This is a genomic window from Pseudomonas sp. ABFPK (genome assembly GCF_001586765.1).
In the GTDB taxonomy this organism is placed as follows: domain Bacteria; phylum Pseudomonadota; class Gammaproteobacteria; order Pseudomonadales; family Pseudomonadaceae; genus Aquipseudomonas; species Aquipseudomonas asiatica.
The window spans coordinates 16,804-35,559 of sequence record NZ_LQXW01000013.1; the positions used below are offsets into that span (position 1 = coordinate 16,804).

General features: G+C 60.7%; 24 protein-coding genes. 12 read left to right on the forward strand and 12 right to left on the reverse strand.

What is annotated here, in order from left to right:
- Positions 1-69: 69 nt before the first annotated feature.
- From WM94_RS11025 to WM94_RS11035, 5 genes are all read right to left on the reverse strand, one after another.
- Entirely contained in the window at positions 70-291 is a 222-nt protein-coding gene (locus tag WM94_RS11025; protein ID WP_061551200.1) for a hypothetical protein, read from the reverse strand.
- A 7-nt stretch (positions 292-298) separates the two neighbouring features.
- Complete coding sequence (locus WM94_RS30095) at positions 299-526, reverse strand: hypothetical protein (protein WP_156485959.1); 228 nt, start codon at positions 524-526, stop codon at positions 299-301.
- On the reverse strand, positions 526-810 hold the full coding sequence (locus WM94_RS29010) for a propanediol utilization protein (protein ID WP_082810556.1): 285 nt from the start codon (positions 808-810) through the stop codon (positions 526-528). Before WM94_RS29010 ends, WM94_RS30095 begins: the two co-directional genes overlap by 1 nt.
- An 85-nt stretch (positions 811-895) precedes the next feature.
- Positions 896-1,126, reverse strand: a complete 231-nt coding sequence (locus tag WM94_RS11030) for a hypothetical protein (RefSeq protein ID WP_061551201.1) — start codon at positions 1,124-1,126, stop codon at positions 896-898.
- Positions 1,123-2,253, reverse strand: coding sequence for a phage/plasmid replication protein (locus WM94_RS11035; protein ID WP_061551202.1), 1,131 nt, complete (start codon positions 2,251-2,253; stop codon positions 1,123-1,125). Before WM94_RS11035 ends, WM94_RS11030 begins: the two co-directional genes overlap by 4 nt.
- A gap of 130 nt (positions 2,254-2,383) precedes the next feature.
- On the opposite strand from WM94_RS11035, the gene WM94_RS11040 reads away from it, so the two are divergent.
- Positions 2,384-2,788 (forward strand): helix-turn-helix domain-containing protein, encoded by a 405-nt coding sequence (locus tag WM94_RS11040; RefSeq protein ID WP_061551203.1) that lies wholly within the window; start codon positions 2,384-2,386, stop codon positions 2,786-2,788.
- A gap of 273 nt (positions 2,789-3,061) precedes the next feature.
- On the opposite strand, the gene WM94_RS11045 is transcribed toward WM94_RS11040, so the two are convergent.
- The 7 genes from WM94_RS11045 to paaY all read right to left on the reverse strand — a co-directional run bounded on the left by WM94_RS11045 (position 3,062) and on the right by paaY (position 8,182).
- Entirely contained in the window at positions 3,062-3,346 is a 285-nt protein-coding gene (locus WM94_RS11045; protein WP_061551204.1) for a hypothetical protein, read from the reverse strand.
- Positions 3,347-3,492: 146 nt separating this feature from the next.
- Complete coding sequence (locus WM94_RS11050; protein ID WP_061551205.1) at positions 3,493-3,723, reverse strand: hypothetical protein; 231 nt, start codon at positions 3,721-3,723, stop codon at positions 3,493-3,495.
- A gap of 807 nt (positions 3,724-4,530) precedes the next feature.
- Entirely contained in the window at positions 4,531-4,689 is a 159-nt protein-coding gene (locus WM94_RS30100) for a hypothetical protein (RefSeq protein ID WP_156485961.1), read from the reverse strand.
- Positions 4,690-4,890: 201 nt separating this feature from the next.
- Positions 4,891-6,105 carry a type II toxin-antitoxin system HipA family toxin gene (locus tag WM94_RS11055; protein ID WP_061551207.1) on the reverse strand — a complete coding sequence of 405 codons (1,215 nt, stop codon included), beginning with the start codon at positions 6,103-6,105 and terminating at the stop codon, positions 4,891-4,893.
- Positions 6,105-6,449, reverse strand: coding sequence for a helix-turn-helix domain-containing protein (locus WM94_RS11060; RefSeq protein ID WP_013972604.1), 345 nt, complete (start codon positions 6,447-6,449; stop codon positions 6,105-6,107). Before WM94_RS11060 ends, WM94_RS11055 begins: the two co-directional genes overlap by 1 nt.
- A 132-nt stretch (positions 6,450-6,581) precedes the next feature.
- Positions 6,582-7,505 carry a phenylacetic acid degradation operon negative regulatory protein PaaX gene (paaX, locus tag WM94_RS11065; RefSeq protein ID WP_177342384.1) on the reverse strand — a complete coding sequence of 308 codons (924 nt, stop codon included), beginning with the start codon at positions 7,503-7,505 and terminating at the stop codon, positions 6,582-6,584.
- 77 nt (positions 7,506-7,582) lie between these two features.
- Positions 7,583-8,182, reverse strand: a complete 600-nt coding sequence (gene paaY, locus WM94_RS11070) for a phenylacetic acid degradation protein PaaY (protein WP_061551209.1) — start codon at positions 8,180-8,182, stop codon at positions 7,583-7,585.
- 356 nt (positions 8,183-8,538) lie between these two features.
- Between paaY and paaF the strand changes: the two genes are divergently transcribed.
- The 11 genes from paaF (at position 8,539) to paaE (ending at position 18,713) form a co-directional block, all read left to right on the forward strand.
- Positions 8,539-9,312: a 2,3-dehydroadipyl-CoA hydratase PaaF gene (paaF, locus tag WM94_RS11075; RefSeq protein ID WP_061551210.1), complete on the forward strand. Its 774-nt coding sequence runs from the start codon at positions 8,539-8,541 to the stop codon at positions 9,310-9,312.
- Between the two features lie 34 nt (positions 9,313-9,346).
- Complete coding sequence (paaG, locus tag WM94_RS11080; RefSeq protein ID WP_061551211.1) at positions 9,347-10,138, forward strand: 2-(1,2-epoxy-1,2-dihydrophenyl)acetyl-CoA isomerase PaaG; 792 nt, start codon at positions 9,347-9,349, stop codon at positions 10,136-10,138.
- Between the two features lie 2 nt (positions 10,139-10,140).
- Positions 10,141-11,658 carry a 3-hydroxyacyl-CoA dehydrogenase PaaH gene (paaH, locus tag WM94_RS11085; RefSeq protein WP_061551212.1) on the forward strand — a complete coding sequence of 506 codons (1,518 nt, stop codon included), beginning with the start codon at positions 10,141-10,143 and terminating at the stop codon, positions 11,656-11,658.
- A complete protein-coding gene (gene paaI / locus WM94_RS11090) occupies positions 11,651-12,091 on the forward strand; it encodes a hydroxyphenylacetyl-CoA thioesterase PaaI (RefSeq protein ID WP_013972610.1) in 441 nt (146 codons plus the stop codon). The genes paaH and paaI overlap by 8 nt, the downstream gene beginning before the upstream one ends.
- Positions 12,084-13,304, forward strand: coding sequence for a 3-oxoadipyl-CoA thiolase (pcaF, locus tag WM94_RS11095; protein WP_013972611.1), 1,221 nt, complete (start codon positions 12,084-12,086; stop codon positions 13,302-13,304). The genes paaI and pcaF overlap by 8 nt, the downstream gene beginning before the upstream one ends.
- A 121-nt stretch (positions 13,305-13,425) precedes the next feature.
- The gene (paaK, locus tag WM94_RS11100) at positions 13,426-14,745 is read left to right on the forward strand and encodes a phenylacetate--CoA ligase PaaK (RefSeq protein WP_039613396.1); all 1,320 of its coding nucleotides are present in this window, start codon (positions 13,426-13,428) and stop codon (positions 14,743-14,745) included.
- Positions 14,746-15,037: 292 nt separating this feature from the next.
- Complete coding sequence (paaA, locus tag WM94_RS11105; RefSeq protein ID WP_061551213.1) at positions 15,038-16,027, forward strand: 1,2-phenylacetyl-CoA epoxidase subunit PaaA; 990 nt, start codon at positions 15,038-15,040, stop codon at positions 16,025-16,027.
- Between the two features lie 25 nt (positions 16,028-16,052).
- Positions 16,053-16,334, forward strand: coding sequence for a 1,2-phenylacetyl-CoA epoxidase subunit PaaB (gene paaB, locus WM94_RS11110; protein ID WP_013972614.1), 282 nt, complete (start codon positions 16,053-16,055; stop codon positions 16,332-16,334).
- A gap of 8 nt (positions 16,335-16,342) precedes the next feature.
- Complete coding sequence (paaC, locus tag WM94_RS11115; protein WP_061551214.1) at positions 16,343-17,101, forward strand: 1,2-phenylacetyl-CoA epoxidase subunit PaaC; 759 nt, start codon at positions 16,343-16,345, stop codon at positions 17,099-17,101.
- A complete protein-coding gene (gene paaD, locus WM94_RS11120; protein ID WP_061551215.1) occupies positions 17,088-17,621 on the forward strand; it encodes a 1,2-phenylacetyl-CoA epoxidase subunit PaaD in 534 nt (177 codons plus the stop codon). The genes paaC and paaD overlap by 14 nt, the downstream gene beginning before the upstream one ends.
- Before the next feature lie 15 nt (positions 17,622-17,636).
- The gene (paaE, locus tag WM94_RS11125; protein ID WP_061551216.1) at positions 17,637-18,713 is read left to right on the forward strand and encodes a 1,2-phenylacetyl-CoA epoxidase subunit PaaE; all 1,077 of its coding nucleotides are present in this window, start codon (positions 17,637-17,639) and stop codon (positions 18,711-18,713) included.
- Positions 18,714-18,756 lie beyond the last annotated feature (43 nt).

Here is an 18,756-nt window from a genome sequence, read left to right on the forward strand (position 1 = left end):
TAATAAAGTTGATCCATCACGCCCCCATAAAAAAGGGCTCACGAAGAGCCCTTTGCCCAGCTATAGCTCTTAACGCAAGAATGCGAGAACAATCTTGGCGCCTTTAATGCCGGCATAAACCGCAGCGAGCAATGCTGCTACAGCCAGCACTCCAACACTGATAGTGGAGAAATCAACGCTCGATGTGAGCGAGGAATAATCCCAGCCAGCATCAGCTGCGAAGGCATTAGCCGAAACAGCAGCAGTGAAAAATACAGCTACAACGCTCTTTTTACCGATTTTCTTAAGCATAAAAGCCTCAACTCGTTTTGATGAAATTTAGAAACGCCCGTATACCCATGGAGAAAACCATAAAGGTTGCAACTAAGGTAAAACCGGCGCCGAATGCTTGGCCCAAAATAACTGGGTCAAGCTGTGACGGGTCAAATGGTTGAATGTATGGAACAAGCACCCAGTCAACCGAGCACATTGGTGATGCACCGCCCTGCATAATTAAATCACCAGGACAATGCAGTAGACCTGGCATTACGCAGTCTTAGCCTGTGGAGTGTTTACACGGCGGCCCTGGCGAGGATCAACCTCAAAGCTCAGGCGGGAATCACGGACGCTCGCGATAACGTCGCACTCATAAGTTCCAGGCTGCGGCACCTGGTTAGGAAGCTCAGCGTAGAAATCAGCCATCTGCGGATAAGGAATGTTCGGCAGATGGACAAATGCCGTGTACATGCAATACGGCTTTCCACTTTTAGCAGCAGTACCGGTGCGATACTGACCAGTGACCTCAACAATAATGGTGTTTGCGTTAGACATAAGTGCCCTCTTCTACTGTGGCAGCCGGCGACTAATGGCCAGCGTGAGTTAGGCCCTAATGGGCGATTTTTAGCGGCTAAAAATATTAGTAGCCCATCCACTCTGCGATCGAAACGGTGCCGCGAGTATCACTAACGGTGACCCACTGTTTTTCAGGCTGAATGCCCTGCTCTTTTCGAACCTCGAGCGCTGCGATGGTCTGAGCAACTTGATCAGCTAGCACAGGATTAAGCATGCTTTGAATCCGGCGCTGCTGCTGCAATCGTTCACGCTGGCCAGTTGTGAGCTGCGCACCCTGGAAGCTGACAGTTTTCATGCTGCAACCTGCCTTAAGTGATTTGGGCGCTGATACCAAGCAGGAACAGTTAAAGTAGACTTTGTGACTTCTCGACATTGGCGAACAAACACAGGCGCAAATCGGCTAGTGTCACAAGCGTTACGAATGTTAATACCGATACGATTAAGGCGAGCGGCGTGATCCTGAACCTGACGCTTCTTAAAATCGAAAGACTGGCCATGCATCCACTGAATGGCATAAAGGGCGGTTGTATTTGCGGCGCGAGTTGTATCTACAACATTGTTGGCCAGCAGTTGCTCGCTAATGCTAACGATATCCATCGCAGTCACCTTCAGCTTTTCATCAATTTTAAGAAACTCACAGTGGAGTTCGGCAAAGCGCCGTTCATCAAACAAACCCCAGTAGCAAAGGGCTTCGCGTTGCAGGAATTCACTTTTTAGTTCCTGCTCCATACGCACTACGCCTTCGCTGACGCAGTAATCTCTAACTCGCTGAACATATTTATATTCAGCTGACTCCTCGCCAAAAATGCGTTTAATTTTCGGCAGGCAGTTTTGATCCATTTCAAAGGCTTTGTCATAAGCCTTTCGATATTGCAAACGGCCACCTTGGCCATTTCCCTTTGGTGTCCAGGCAACGGTTCGACCATTGGGATACAAGAACCCGATGGAGTGGCCAATGCGTTGGCTTGAAACGCCCCGCAAATAAGCCAAGACATTTCCCTCACCCAAAGCAACGTTAGTTGTGAGGTCGATACGTTCAATTTTTGCGCCGTCGGCAAAACGGTCGCCAGACTTCGCCCCTGAAGCGCCCTGGCGAATATCGAGCCGGGTGCAACGAGTAAAACCAGGCAAGCCATATTCGCGGAGAAGTTCGTTGTAGACGGCTACGCACTGCTCGATGGTGGTGAAACCGAAAAGGTTATCCAGCCGCCCTACTCTGCTCGGGTTGCCTTCAACGCGGATCTTGCGGCCCTGCACATGGATGGTGACAGAGGTTGAATAGCTGGCCTCATGCTTAAAGCGCGGCTGCTTTGTGCTGAGGACCTCATTCGTGTTCGAGTCGATCGTCAACGTCACAACGTCGCACACGATCGGCAGATCATGGTCGTGCTCCTGCGAAATTGTGAGCCAATCGATGAACATCGGAAATCCTTGTCAACCCAATACATAACGCAGGTAAAGCTACGCTATGTGTTAGCCTTTTGACAAGTGCTAAGTCGTGGGTTATCCCACTAAATCTATGTGCTGTACAAAAACACAGGAGTTAGAGTCTATGAGTCAAGATCACTCGGTTGAAGCAGCGATGAGCATCGGAGAAAACATCAGATTTAGGCGCGAACTGAACAAACATTCGCAGAAAACCGTTGCCGAAGCGATTGGTGTAGCAGAAAACACCATTGCAAGCTGGGAGAAGGGCAAGAATGTGCCGCCAAGCGACAAGGTTGTGGCGATAGCAAAATTCTTCCAATGCACCACAGATGAGATCTTGCTTAGCGATGAAGAGCGAGGGTTAGAGATACAAATGTTGGGCCTGCTTCGAAGGTTCGGAAGCCTGAACGAAACCCACAAACCTATAGCCCTCAACGTCATCAGCTCAATCCTTCAGGGCATGGAAATGGAAGAGTACATGAAGGGAGAGCGCAACGAAGGCAGCAAGCGGATAGGTGTGCTGGGCTAAGAATCGCGGGAAACCGCGGTAAAGTGGGGGTGTAACAGCACCCCCACCGCCTTCGGCGGCCGGCAGGTCAATCACATCGAGGGCGGCCCCTCAAATGTCATGATCGGATCTGCCGTGGAAATGGCGCTGCAGCTCAATCAAAAGCGGTTGGACGCCAAAGGGAAGAACTCAAAACGGCGTGAAAACTGACGCGCTGCGCTTGTCCGCCGCATCTGTATACCTGACTAGGCGTCACGTTGTTCCTTCCTAACCAGGTACACAGCCGCGGCAACATTAGAGCGAAGCCTCCTTTTTTTGGCTGTGGAATGTGTAACGAACCGCATCAGTTCCGGGCATTGGGTCATCGTAGTAGCCATAAAGGCTGCGGTCGTCAAAGCTAATCGTGACGAACTCACCAGGGCGTTTCAGATACTTAGGCACAAGAAACGTCGCAGCTCTGGTGACAGTAGCTCTACCGCTCGCTGCTGGAGTCCGTGTCTGACTATGCCATGTGATTTCCAGAACCTCGCTGAAACCGTCCTCGTAAAGAAACTCTGCCGTTCCTTCAAAAGCGCTCATCTCTATCTCCTTGAAGCTGCAATTGCAGCGTGAATGATGATGGCATAAAGCGATGACGAGGCGCCAAGATGTGCAAGCAATCGGCCCCTCAAATGTCAAAGCAGCCCCTCATATGTCGAGGTCGGCCCCTCAATTGTCATGACTGGTCAAAGGTCCTGGATCAACGCGGCAACCGATCTGAGCTTGGCTACCAGGTCATCGATCTCGGCGGACTCATCATCGAGCTGGCGAACCCTGGTGCGCAGCTTGCGAATGTCAGCCACCAGAACACCATACGAATCAATCAGCGACTCGACGGCATGTTCAGGATCGGGGTTGGCCATGTAGGCCTTGGCATCGCGCACAGCGCGATCAGACAGGGAGAGTTGGATACGCATAATGGACCCTATATTAAGCGACGTCCGGAGCCGATGGCATTATCCGGACGCCGCTCAACATAAGGCCCTGTCATTATGCGCTAGTCTATATTTGGTCACCAGACCACGAGTGAGGCACTTTGGGACCAGGGAAAGCTCCCTGGTCTAGTGTGACTATCAGTTGAAGACGGGAACGGGCAACGCATTTAAGTCTGAAGAAGCGCGATCGGCCCAGTGTCTTCATCATATTTATGAAGGAGCCTATAAAAAGTACTTTTTGAACATGAAATAAGCCCGAGCGCGCTTTTTAGAGCTATTTCTTTACTTATGTATTTTTGGATTACGTCATTGATAGGAGGCTACCTTTGTAAGGTTTTCCCTTTTTAACAGCTAAAAATAAAAATACTGTTAAAAATCAAATGGTTTGGCCGGTCACCTGCTTCAACTGTTTTTCACAGGAAAGCTCCCTGGTCGATTTGATCTTCGCCAGCTCTGATCGATCGCTGGCCCACCAGCGCGGTCGTCAATCCGGTACCTCTGTCCGTGGTGCCTGCGATGCAAAAACGAAATCAGACCTTCGCACCTCAAGCGTCAGGCCAGCCATGTGCTTTCAGATTTGCGCGCAGGCCAGGAGCTTTCGGCATCACCGCACTTACTGTTCAGCCTTGCCCATCCCATTTCCATCCGCTGCCATTTGGAACGCAACGCGTGCGCATCCTCATTCCATGCCTCGTGTATGGATTGCAGGCTACGGCGATCAGTTCACATGATCGGCCTTATCGTTCAGCTTCCTGAATCCAGTCGCGCACCAACCGTTCACGTTGTTCATCAGATAACGCCGGCCTGCTTCAGGCCAAAGTTTGCCTTGATCATGAAGTAGCGACCGTCTGCTGGCTTCTTCGCGGGAAAGCCCTGCACCCGCATGTAGAACGCAAGCTTGAGGTTAACGCGGTACCTGTGGGAGCGGCGCCGCGCCGGCTTCTTCACGGTGAGCCCTCCCAAAAGTACAACGCAAGCTTCAGGTTCACACGATAACTATGGGAGCGGCTTCAGCCGCGGACTGACTGGCATGCGACTACTGACGATACCGGGACAGCACCCTGCGGAACACTACGTTTGCGGCTAATATGCAAATAAATTATAACTATGCTAAATATTCATTTAGAGTAGTTATATTAAAGCACCCACCTATCTGAGCATCCGCACCGAACTGGTCGCATCACAGGCCATATCCAGGTCCTCTCCAGAGAGGATTTGCGCGTAATGATCCTTTAACTCCTGCTCCCAGCTCGCCACTTCTTCAAGCAAATGCTCGGCTTGATCCCGTGTCAGTGCAAAGTGCGTATGGTGGCTGAGCAGATTGCTCCGGCTGACCTGGCTGCCCTCCCGGCCAATCGCCATGGCCAAGGCCTTCGCGGGCCCCTCATCAAGCATCGGCAATACGTCGTACATCGGTGAAAGCCGCCACTTCCCTCCAACCCAGACCACTGCATGGTTGCGCGGATGGTCGTCGGAGTTGCCTGCCAGGGCGTTGTAGCACATGCGTTTGAACAGCTCCTGCAGGTCGCCATCCGGCACGCCCCGCCGACGCATCTCGTCTGCCACGGCGGCATAGCGCCAATCCCTGTGGTGCGGGCCATCCCACTCCGAGTCGAGCAAAGTCAGAGCACTGAGCATCGGTATGCGCCTGGCGCCCTGGGCAATGGGCGTGCGGTCAAAGCGCTCGACCAGCAATGTAGATGGGTTTTCAGCATGCAGCGCGGTCCGGGCCACGTTAATACCCTTCCCCGCCGCAAATGTCATACAGGCGTACTCAATCGTCGGTAGGTCGTAGTGGTCAAACCGATCGCGTGGTTTAGCCAGAATGAGCATCCCTTTGTCCTGAAGGGTGCGTTTTGGTCGTGCGCCACCCAACGCAGAGCGTTGCTGCCGCACATTCAGCGTAGCGGCGGATTCACTGTCGAGCTGCCCGTCATATACCGTTTCACAAGCGGCAACGAATCTTGCCAGACCCATCAGGTTCGGTACCGCACCCCCGCCAATGCCTTCGGCAGGAGTTGTGGCGCTGCCTGCCATCAGGTTGCCGACGCGATCGTTGTTTGGTGATTTGAGCAGAAAGTCGATTGTGCCCAGGTCTTGCCCGTAAGCCCGGTGCAGCAGCCGCTCCCCCCAGCCGTCAGGCATGGCATCATTGATGAAGCCAGGTATGCCGCGGTTCTTGGTAATGCCGGAGTAGGCTTCGGCGCGCAGAGGGTAATTGATCGGGTCAGGTATCCAGCCGCCACGCGCCACCTGGTCTGGGGCATACAGGAACTCGCCCACCTTACCTTTCAGCGTTAGCCGCCCAAGAGTCATGACTTCGCCCGTTTCCGGGTGCTCCATATAGATGTACGCGCGAGACATCAGAACTCCTCGGGCTTGGGCTTCGCCAGCCGTACGCGCTTGGCCGCGATGCCCTGATGCGCGTCGTGGCCTCGGGTGAAGCGTGTGATCTGTGAGCTTTTTTCCAGGCCCTCCAGCGACGAGAACACCGTATCACTGATACCAAGTCGCCACAGCACCAGCATGAACGACCGTAGGTCCACTAGCTCGGAGCCGCTCTCGATCTTGCGCAGGGTATGCGCTGAAACATCGATAGCTGCCTTGAGGTCAGCCTGGCGCAGGCCTAGCGCCAGGCGCCGGGCCTTGACCAACAACCCGATTTTACTGAGTGTGTCGGCACATGCGACGGGAAAGTAGTCCGGCATAAGGCTTACCATGGTTAACATTAATCAATTTAAAGTTAACCATATCACACATTACGCAGGGCTTTCCCAAACCTAATGTCTATATGGGTTTACCTTATAAAGGGTAAGGCTCACTATGGTTGACATTATTTTTCAAATCAGCCCGCCAAAACGCCTGTAAAAGCCTTCATTCACATCCGGCAACGGCCCATCAGCCGTCTCCAGCGCTGCATTCAGCCATTCTTCCGCCTTGGCAAACACCAGCCGATAGAGGTTACGGCACAACTGTCGCGCGGCCCTTCCCTCCCAATCCCCAGGCAGCAGCTCGTCCGGCAGTTGCGGGTCGCGCAGCAGCAGCCGGCGGTATTCGTGAATCAGCAGCGTACGTGCCAGGAAACAATCCTGCGCATCGAGCTGTTGCTGCTCTTTCAAACCTTGCCACAGCGGCCTGAACAGCTGGATGAACTCGCTGTACTGCTGCCCCAGTTCGTCGATGCGCCAGCTTTCCCGCACCTGGGCGCGCATGGCCTTGGATGCCAGCACTTCCTGGGTGTGGGTTTCAAAGACGATGCTGTCGTCGCTCGCCTCCAGGTCACGCAAGGTGGCGGCCAGGTCGGCGCGGTCTGCCCGTGGGCAGCCCAACAGGTTCGGCGCCATGGTCCCGAAGCCCTGCCACTCCAACTCTTCACGCAAAGCCTTGCGCTTGCCGGCCTCCAGTTGCGAGAGCAAAACCAGTATCCAGGCACCGTCCCAGGCTGGCTGGCTGGGGCTGTAGACCCGCTTGAAGGCCTTCTCGAAACGCCGGCGGCCGGTACCTGTCAGGCTGTAGTAGCTACGGCGGCCAACCTTTTCGGCAGTGAGCCAGCCTTCCTTGGTAAGGCGGAAGATCGATGTGCGGATCAGGCGCTCGTTGATGCCGATCGGCTCCAGCAGGTTGATCAGGCTACCCAGCCAGACGGTTCCGCCGTGGGGCTCGATGGCGTCGCCGTACAAAGTGATGATCAGGGAACTGGCGCGGATCGGCGTCTGCTCCTGGAAGCGGGTGATCAGGTTGTTCAGTGGGGCGAGATTGCTCATGGGCGAACTGTGCGCGGTTAAAGCACCGACTATACCTGCGCGGCAGGCCGCCTGACCATTGCGTGACGCTGCCAGGCTCATGCCGATGCCTGGCCTTTGGGCCTGACGCCGGTGTCTTCCATGCGTGGGCGCTCGGGCTCGACCTTGGTCAGTGGCGAGCATTCGACCATGCTGTTCATGCAGCGTTGCGCCAGGTGCTGGTACTCCGCCGTGCCACGTTGCTTCCAGGCCAGTTCCTGTTCGGTCAGTGGGCGCTTGACCTGAGCTGGCGAGCCCATCACCAGGCTTTGTGCCGCACATTCGAAACCCGCCTTGACGAATGCCGTGGCCCCAACGATGCAGCGCGGTGCCACATGGGCGCCATCCATCACCACCGCGTTCATGCCGATCAAGGCGTCTTCACCGACGCGGCAGCCGTGCAGCACGGCGCCATGCCCGACATGCCCGTTGCGTTCGACCACCGTATCGCCACCCGGGAAACCATGCATAACGCAGGTGTCCTGCAGGTTGGCACCCTCCTCCAGCACGATACGGCCGAAATCCCCCCTTAGTGACGCCAGTGGGCCGACGTAGCAACGAGGGCCGACGATGACATCACCAATCAGCACGGCGCTGGGGTGCACGTAGGCTGTCGGATGAACCACGGGCGTCAGGCCGTCCAGTCGATAGCAAGGCATGGGCAAAGCTCCTGAAATGATTTCAAATGCGCCTTGATCTTGTATCACAATCTTGTGATGCGTCAATCGCCATGGTCGTGTATCGCTTTTGTTGGGGTCATCGAGCCCCATTAAATTCAGCGTAATTCGTTGATTACAAGGTGATGAAACGATTCATTATCATAAAACCCTTTGCTGAGGCAGGTGTCACCCCTGCAAAAAGAGATACATGAAACAATTTTGAATGTTGCATTGTTGTATCGCGTAATGCATATACTGGTTCCACCTGGACGTGATCCCCGCATCACGCCCCTGCAAACAATTCCAAGAAATGCCGGCCCCACGATGTGCCGTGCGTGCAGCCAGAGGAACCCGACATGCCGCGATATCTCGATGTGCAGGCGCCCGAACACGGCGTCCAGCTCATTACCCTGCAACGGCCCGAGGCGCTCAACGCCCTGTGCACCGAGCTACTGGCAGAGCTGGCCGCTGCGCTGGAAGCGGCCGGGCAAGACGAACAGACCCGCGCGGTGGTCATCACCGGCAGCCGCAAGGCATTCGCCGCAGGCGCCGATATCCGCGAGATGGCCGAGCGCGACCTGGTCGGCATCCTTAACGACCCCCGGGTGGCCCACTGGCAAAGCATCGCCGCCTTCGCCAAGCCACTGATCGCCGCCGTCAACGGCTACGCCCTGGGTGGCGGCTGCGAACTGGTGATGTGTGCCGACATCGTCATCGCCGGCAGCGACGCCCGTTTCGGCCAGCCGGAAATCAACCTCGGCATCATCCCCGGTGCCGGTGGCACCCAGCGCCTGCTGCGGGCAGTAGGCAAGCCGCTGGCCATGCAAATGGTGCTGACCGGCGAGGCCATCACCGCCCGTCATGCCTTGCAGGCCGGGCTGGTCAGCGAAATCACCCAGCCGGAACTCACCGTAGAACGCGCCCTGCACATCGCCCGCAGCATCGCCGCCAAGGCCCCGCTGGCAGTGCGCCTGGCCAAGGAAGCGTTGCTCAAGGCCGGCGATACCGACCTGGCCAGCGGCCTGCGTTTCGAACGCCATGCCTTCACCTTGCTGGCCGGCACCGCCGACCGCGACGAAGGTATCCGTGCCTTCCAGGAAAAACGCCAGGCCCGCTTCCAGGGCCGCTGATCATCTTTCCCTCGACTGACGGAGCGAGTCTGTCATGACTTTCCAGCACATCCTGTTTTCCATCGAGGACGGCGTCGCCCTCCTCTCGTTGAATCGCCCCGAGCAGCTGAACAGCTTCAATACCGCCATGCACCTGGAAGTGCGCGAGGCGCTCAAGCAAGTACGCCAGAGCAACGAAGCCCGGGTGTTGTTGCTGACTGCCGAAGGCCGGGGTTTCTGCGCCGGCCAGGACCTGTCCGACCGCAACGTCGCCCCGGGCGCCGAGATGCCGGACCTGGGCGAATCGATCGACAAGTTCTACAACCCGCTGGTGCGCACCCTGCGCGACCTGCCGCTGCCGGTGGTCTGTGCGGTGAACGGCGTGGCAGCCGGCGCCGGTGCCAACATCCCGCTGGCCTGCGACCTGGTGCTGGCGGCCCGCTCGGCCAGCTTCATCCAGGCCTTCTGCAAGATCGGCCTGGTACCCGACTCCGGCGGCACCTGGCTGCTGCCGCGCCTGGTCGGCATGGCACGGGCCAAGGCTCTGGCGATGCTGGGCGAGCGCCTGGGCGCCGAACAGGCCCAGCAATGGGGGCTGATCCACCGCGTGGTGGACGATGCCGCGCTGCGTGACGAAGCCCTCACCCTCGCCCGCCAGCTCGCCACCCAGCCCACTTACGGCCTGGCCCTGATCAAGCGCAGCCTGAACACCAGCTTCGACAACGGTTTCGATGAGCAGCTGGAGCTGGAGCGCGACCTGCAGCGCCTGGCCGGGCGCAGCGAGGACTATCGCGAAGGCGTGAGTGCCTTCATGAACAAGCGCACGCCGGCATTCAAGGGGCGTTGATCATGAGCGCACTCGCAAGCAATGCCCAAGTGGCGGTGATCGGTGCAGGCGCCATGGGCGCAGGCATCGCCCAGGTTGCGGCCCAGGCCGGCCACCCGGTAAAGCTCTACGACAACCGCCCGGGCGCTGCCGCCCAGGCGGTGGCCGGCATAGACCGGCAACTTGCCCGCCTGGTGGAAAAAGGCAAGATGCAGGCTGCCGAACGGGAAGCCATAAGCGCCCGGTTGTGCCCGGTAGACGCCCTCGAAGCCCTGGCCGATGCTCGCCTGGTGATCGAGGCCATCGTCGAGAACCTGCAGGTCAAGCAGGCGCTGTTCAGCCAGCTGGAAGCCTTGTGCGCCACCGACTGCATCCTCGCCAGCAACACCTCGTCGCTGTCCATCACCAGCCTCGCCGCCGGGCTGCAACGCCCGCACCAGGTGGTTGGCATGCACTTCTTCAACCCGGCGCCGCTGATGGCCCTGGTGGAAGTGGTGTCCGGCCTGGCCACCGCCCCGGCCGTTGCCGCATGCATTCATGCCACCGCCCAGGCCTGGGGCAAGCAGCCGGTGCACACGCGCTCCACGCCGGGCTTCATCGTCAACCGTGTGGCGCGGCCGTTCTACGCCGAAAGCTTGCGCCTGCTGCAGGAAGGCGCAGCCGATTGCGCCAGCCTCGATGCGCTGCTGCGTGATGCCGGCGGTTTCCGCATGGGCGCGTTCGAACTCACCGACCTGATTGGCCACGATGTCAATTACGCCGTTACCTGTTCGGTCTTCGATGCGTTCTACGGCGACTTCCGCTTCCAGCCTTCGCTGGTGCAAAAAGAACTGGTGGACGCAGGCCGCCTCGGGCGCAAGACCGGCCAAGGCTTCTATAGCTATGCCGAAGGCGCCGAACGCCCGCAGCCAGCCGAACTGCACAGCCCCGCCATCGTCGATGCCTGCGTCGTCGAAGGCGACCTGGGGGTGATGCAGCCGCTGATCGAACGCCTGCGCCAAAGCGGCGTCGCCGTGACCCAGCGCGCCGGCAGCGGCCTGATCCAGGTGGGCGATGCCACCCTGGCGCTGTCCGATGGCCGCCTGGCCAGCCAGCGCGCCCGGGAAGACGGCCTGCGCAACCTGGTGCTGCTCGACCTGGCCCTGGACTACACCACCGCCACCCGCCTCGCCATCAGCTGGTCGGCCGACACCAGCGACAACGCTCGTGACCAGGCGGTGGCCTTGCTGCGGCGTGCCGGCCTGAAGGTAACGGCGGTCGCCGACCTGCCCGGCCTGGTGGTGCTGCGCACCGTGGCGATGCTCGCCAACGAGGCCGCCGATGCCGTGTTGCAAGGTGTCGGCAGCGCCGCCGACATCGACCTGGCCATGCGCGCCGGCGTCAACTACCCCTGCGGCCCGCTGGCCTGGGCCGCGAACATCGGCATCCCCCACACCCTGCGCGTGCTCGACAACCTGCAGCGCAGCTACGGCGAAAGCCGCTACCGCCCTTCCCTGCTGTTACGCCGCTGCGAAGCCAAAGGAGGCACCCTGCATGACTGAAGTCGAACTGGCACAAGCCTGTGCCGAGGCCATGTACGCCCGCGACCAGGCCACCCAGGGCCTGGGCATCCGCCTGCTGGAAGCCGGCCCGGGCCAGGCATGCCTGCGCATGCCGGTACGCGCCGACATGATTCAGGGGCATGGCACCTGCCATGGCGGCTTCCTGTTCGCCCTGGCCGACTCGGCATTTGCCTTCGCCTGCAACAGTCACGACCAGGCCACCGTCGCCCTGGGCTGCAGCATCGACTACCTGGCCCCGGCGCTGCGCGATGACGTGCTTACCGCTCGCGCCAGCGAGGTCAGCCGCAAGGGCCGCACCGGCCTGTACCACGTCCGCATCGAGAACCAGCGCGGTGAGCTGGTGGCGATGTTCCATGGCAAATCCTACAAAGTGCGCGGCACCGTGCTGGCGCAGGAGACGCAAGATGACTGAACACACTCAAGCCGATGCCTTGATCATCGACGCCGTGCGCACCCCCATCGGCCGTTATGCCGGCGCCTTGAGCGGCGTGCGCGCCGATGACCTGGCCGCCATCCCGCTCAAGGCCCTGATCCAGCGCCACCCCGAACTGGACTGGAAAGCCATCGACGACGTCATCCTCGGCTGCGCCAACCAGGCTGGCGAGGACAACCGCAACGTCGCGCACATGGCCAGCTTGCTGGCCGGGTTGCCGATCGAAGTGCCGGGCACCACCATCAACCGCCTGTGTGGCTCCGGCCTGGATGCCATCGGCAATGCAGCCCGCGCCCTGCGCTGCGGCGAAGCCGGGCTGATGCTGGCCGGCGGCGTGGAGTCGATGTCACGCGCGCCGTTCGTCATGGGCAAGTCGGAGCAGGCGTTCGGCCGTGCGGCCGAACTGTTCGACACCACCATCGGCTGGCGTTTCGTCAACCCGCTGATGAAGGCGGCCTTCGGCACCGACTCGATGCCGGAAACGGCCGAGAACGTTGCGCAGCAGTTCGGTATTTCTCGCGCCGATCAGGACGCCTTCGCCCTACGCAGCCAGCACAAGGCCGCCGCTGCACAGGCACGCGGGCGCCTGGCACGGGAAATCGTGCCGGTCGAGATCCCGCAGCGCAAAGGCCCGGCCAAAGTGGTCGAGCACGACGAACATCCCCGCGGCGACACCACCCTGGAGCAACTGGCCAGGCTGGGTACCCCGTTCCGTGACGGCGGCAGCGTCACCGCCGGCAATGCCTCCGGGGTCAACGATGGTGCCTGCGCCCTGCTGCTCGCCAGCAGCGCCGCCGCCCGCCGTCATGGCCTGAAGGCTCGCGGCCGCATCGTCGGCATGGCGGTGGCCGGGGTCGAACCACGGCTGATGGGCATCGGCCCGGTACCGGCTACCCGCAAGGTGCTGGAGCTTGTCGGGTTGTCGCTGGCCGACATGGACGTCATCGAACTCAACGAGGCTTTTGCCGCCCAGGGCCTTGCGGTACTGCGCGAGCTCGGCCTGGCCGACGACGACGCGCGGGTCAACCGCAACGGCGGTGCCATCGCCCTTGGCCACCCGTTGGGCATGAGCGGTGCACGCCTGGTCACCACCGCGTTGCACGAGCTGGAAGAAACCGCCGGACGCTACGCCCTGTGCACCATGTGCATCGGCGTTGGCCAAGGCATCGCGATGGTCATCGAACGCCTCTGAGCGGCTCAGACCATCGGCTTGTTACCGAACCGAACGCAGCCGTATATGCTGCTTCCATGACACTCACCACGCGGCCTGCAACCGATACCGCGCGGCGTACAAGAACAATTCGAGTGAAGCCATGAACATGTACCATGATGCCGATCGTGCCCTGCTGGACCCGATGGAAACCGCCAGTGTCGACGCCCTGCGCCAGCACCAGCTGGAGCGCCTGCGCTGGAGCCTGAAGCACGCCTACGACAACGTACCGCTGTACCGCCAGCGCTTTGCCGAGTGCGGTGCCCACCCCGACGACCTCAAGTGCCTGGAAGACCTGGCGAAGTTCCCCTTCACCGGCAAGAACGACCTGCGCGACAACTACCCCTATGGCATGTTCGCCGTGCCCCAGCAAGAGGTGGTGCGCCTGCACGCCTCCAGTGGCACCACCGGCAAGCCGACGGTGGTGGGCTACACCCAGAACGACATCGACACCTGGGCCAATGTGGTCGCCCGCTCGATCCGCGCCGCGGGTGGGCGCAAGGGGGACAAGGTGCATGTCTCCTACGGCTACGGCCTGTTCACCGGCGGGCTTGGCGCGCATTACGGTGCCGAGCGCCTGGGCTGCACGGTGATCCCCATGTCCGGTGGCCAGACCGAGAAGCAGGTGCAGCTGATTCGTGACTTCCAGCCCGACATCATCATGGTCACCCCCTCCTACATGCTCAACCTGGCCGACGAGATCGAGCGCCAGGGCATCGACCCGCAAGACCTCAAGCTGCGCCTGGGCATATTCGGCGCAGAGCCGTGGACCGACGAGCTGCGCCGCTCTATCGAGCAACGGCTGGGCATCGATGCCCTCGACATTTATGGCCTGTCGGAAATCATGGGGCCTGGAGTGGCGATGGAGTGCCTCGAAACCAAGGATGGCCCGACCATCTGGGAGGACCATTTCTACCCCGAGATCATCGACCCGGTCACCGGTGCGGTACTGCCGGACGGCCAGCTGGGCGAACTGGTGTTCACCTCGCTGAGCAAGGAAGCGTTGCCCATGGTGCGCTACCGCACCCGCGACCTCACTCGCCTGCTGCCCGGTACCGCCAGGCCAATGCGGCGGATCGGCAAGATCACCGGCCGCAGCGATGACATGCTGATCATTCGCGGGGTCAACGTGTTCCCGACCCAGATCGAGGAGCAGGTGCTAAAAATAAAACAGCTTTCCGAGCTTTATGAGATTCATCTGTATCGCAATGGCAACCTCGACAGTGTAGAGGTGCATGTGGAACTGCGTGCGGAGTGCCAGCACCTTGATGAAGGCCAGCGCAAGCTGTTGACCGGGGAGCTGACCAAGCAGATCAAGACCTATATCGGCATCAGCACCCAGGTGCGCTTGCAGCCCTGCGGCACGCTCAAGCGTTCCGAGGGCAAGGCCTGCCACGTGTTCGACAAACGGTTGGCCAGCTGATTCATTCGGCTGCCTTTTCGGCCCCGGCATCGTCCGGGGCTTTTTTTTGCCTGGGCGATTGCTGGGGGCGCTTTGCGCCCCTTTCGCCGGCAAGCCAGCTCCCACAGGGGCAGCGTCCATCTCCAGGGCAACCGCAATCCTGTGGGAGCTGGCTTGCCGGCGAAAGGGCTGCACAGCAGTCCTCTTGGCCCACAAATCGATACACAAATCTTATTCGATACATATAAAACTGTTTGACGTTATGTTTTGTATCGCTTACAAATGACTCATGCCTTAGCAGGAGTCGGAACACATGTACGCACAGCTAGTGGAAACCGGAGTCAAGCGCGTCAAGTCGCTGGAAGAGATGTCGCCCGAGGAGCGCAACTTCCAGGAGAAGATCGACGCCGAAATCAAGATCGAAGCCAAGAACTGGATGCCCGAGGCCTATCGCCAGACCCTGATCCGGCAGATCTCCCAGCACGCCCACTCGGAAATCGTCGGCATGCTGCCCGAAGGCAACTGGGTCACCCGTGCCCCCAGCCTCAAGCGCAAGCTGCAGCTGATGGCCAAGATCCAGGACGAAGCCGGCCACGGCCTGTACCTGTACAGCGCCATGGAAACCCTGGGCGCCGACCGTGATGAGGAAATCGCCAAGCTGCACAGCGGCAAGGCCAAGTACTCGAGCATCTTCAACTACCCCACCCTCAGCTGGGCCGACATGGGCGCAGTGGGCTGGCTGGTGGACGGCGCCGCCATCGTCAACCAGGTGGTGCTGCAGCGCACCTCCTACGGCCCGTATTCACGCGCGATGATCCGCATCTGCAAGGAAGAGAGCTTCCACCAGCGCCAGGGCTACGAAATCCTTCTGACCATGATGCGCCACGGTACCCAGGCCCAGCGCGAAATGGTTCAGGATGCGATCAACCGCCTGTGGTGGCCGGCACTGATGATGTTCGGCCCCAGCGACGAGCACTCCCCCAACAGCGCCCAGTCCATGGCCTGGAAGATCAAGCGCCAGACCAACGATGAACTGCGCCAGCGCTTCATCGACCAGACCGTGCCGCAGCTCGAGCTACTCGGCTGCACCGCCCCCGACCCCGAGCTGAAGTGGAATGCCGAGCGCGGCCATTACGACTTCGGCGATATCCAGTGGGACGAATTCTACGAAGTGATCAAGGGCAATGGCCCGTGCAACCAGGAACGTGTCGCCACCCGGCGCAAGGCCATCGAGGACGGCGCCTGGGTACGCGAGGCCGCCGTGGCCTACGCGCGCAAGCAACAGAACAAGAACGCCGCCTGAGCGGCGATTGATGCGGAGATCGAAAATGTCTGTCTGGACCCTCTACGAAGTGTTCGTGCGCAGCAAGCACGGCCTTAACCACAAGCATGTCGGCAGCGTGCACGCCGCCGATGCCGCCATGGCCATCGAAAACGCCCGCGAGCTGTACACCCGCCGCAGCGAAGGCGTCAGCCTGTGGGTGGTGCCCTCGGCACTGATCACCGCCTCTTCCCCGGACGAGAAAGACCCGCTGTTCGCCCCTGCGGACGACAAGGTCTACCGCCATGCCAGCTTCTACGAACTGCCCGACGAAGTCGGACACATGTGAGGTTGGCCATGCACAACGAAACCCTTGTCCCCTACCTGCTGCTGCTCGGCGACAGTGCCCTGGTGCAGGGCCAGCGCCTTTGCGAATGGTGTGGCCGCGCCCCGGCCATCGAAGAAGAACTGGCCCTGATGAACGTCGGCCTCGACCTGGTAGGCCAGGCGCGCAACTGGCTGGAGTACGCCGCCGAGTTGCTCGATGATGGCCGTGACGCCGACGCCCTGGCCTTCCGCCGTGACGAGCGCGCCTATCGCAACCTGTTGCTGGTCGAGCAGCCCAACGGCGATTTCGCCGTGACCATGACCAAGCAGTTCTTCTATGACGCCTGGCATTTCGCCGTGCTTCAGGGGCTGGTCGGCTCGAACGACGAGCGTATCGCCGGTATCGCCGCCAAGGCCCTGAAGGAAGTCACCTACCACCTGCGCCGCTCCAGCGAGTGGGTGCAACGCCTGGGCGGTGGCACCGAAGAAAGCCGCCAACGCATGCTCGCGGCCATCCCGGCACCGTGGCGCTTCACCGTCGAACTGGCCGCCGGTAGCGACAATGAAGTGCACCTGGCGCAAGCGGGTATCGCCGCCGACCCCGCTGCCGTCGGCGCGGCCTGGCTCAAGCAGGTTGGCGAGACCTTCGCTTCGGTCGAACTGCCGTTGCCCAAGGCCGCCAGCCACTTCTACCTGGACGGCCGCAAAGGCCTGCACACCGAGCACCTGGGCCTGCTGCTGGCCGAGATGCAGTTCCTGCCAAGGGCGTACCCCGATGCAACCTGGTGAGCTGATTGCCGGCGACCGTGGCGCCCGCGCGCCACGCGGCGATGACCTGGCCCGGGCCTGGGCGGTACTGGCCCAGGTCATGGACCCGGAAGTGCCCGTGGTCAGCGTGGTCGACCTGGGCATCGTGCGCGACCTCGACTGGCGCGCCGGGCACCTGCACCTGGTCGTCACACCGACCTACTCCGGCTGCCCTGCCACCGAGGTGATCGAAGGGGATATCCGCCAGGCGCTGGAGCAGGCCGGCTTCCCCGCGCCGCTGCTCGAGCGCCGGCTGACCCCGGCCTGGAGCACCGACTGGATCAGCGAACTGGGCCGCGAGCGCCTGCGCGCCTACGGCATCGCCCCGCCACAGGGCAGCACCAGCAAACGCAGCCTGCTCGGCGAGGCGCCGCAGGTGTGCTGCCCGCAGTGCGGCAGCGCCCATACCGAATTGCTCAGCCAGTTCGGCTCCACGGCTTGCAAGGCGCTTTACCGCTGCCTCGAGTGCCTGGAGCCGTTCGACTATTTCAAATGCATTTGAGCCGTGGAGAACGCCATGAGCCAGTTTCACAGCCTGACCATCAAGCAAGTGCGCAACGAGACCCGCGATGCGGTGTCGATTGCCTTCGACGTGCCCGAGCACCTGCAGGCGCAGTTCCGTTTCACCCAGGGCCAGTATCTGGTCATGCGCACCCATCTGGATAACGAAGAAGTCCGCCGTTCCTATTCCATCTGCAGCGCCGTGCAGGATGGCGAACTGCGTGTGGCGGTGAAGCGCGTGCCTGGCGGGCGCTTCTCGTCATTTGCCAACGACGTGCTCAAGGCAGGCCAGCAACTGGAAGTGATGCCACCGTCGGGCAGCTTTTTCGTGCCACTGCAGCCGGCCCGCCAGGGCAACTACCTGGGCGTGGCTGCCGGCAGCGGCATCACGCCGATCCTGTCGATCATCGCCACTACCTTGGCCAGCGAGCCGCACAGCCGCTTCACCCTGCTGTACGGCAACCGTTCCAGCTCTGGCGCACTGTTCCGCGACAAGCTGGAAGACCTGAAGAACCGTTACCTCGACCGCCTGAACCTGATTTTCGTGTTCAGCCGCGAGCAGCAGGATGTCGACCTGTACAACGGCCGCATCGACGCCGACAAGTGCGGCCAGCTGTTCTCCCGCTGGATGGACGTTGCCAACCTGGACGCTGCATTCATCTGCGGCCCGCAGGCGATGACCGAGACGGTGCGCGACAGCCTGCAGGCCAATGGCCTGGCCAAGGACCGTATCCATTTCGAGCTGTTCGCTGCAGCCGGCAGCGAAGCCCGCCGGGAGGCCCGCGAGGCGGCGCGTCAGGTGGACTCGGCGCTCAGCCACATCACCGTGATCAGCGACGGCCGCGCCCTCACCTTCGACCTGCCACGCAACACCCAGAACGTGCTGGACGCCGGCAATGCAATCGGCGCCGAGCTGCCGTACTCATGCAAGGCCGGCGTGTGCTCGACCTGCAAGTGCCGGGTAATCGAGGGCGAAGTGGAGATGGACAGCAACCATGCCCTGGAGGATTACGAAGTGGCGGCCGGGTATGTGCTGTCGTGCCAGACCTACCCGGTGAGCGACAAGGTGGTGCTCGATTTCGACCAGCTCTGAGACCGCGTCGCCTGCTTCGCGGGTGAACCCGCTCCCACAGGGA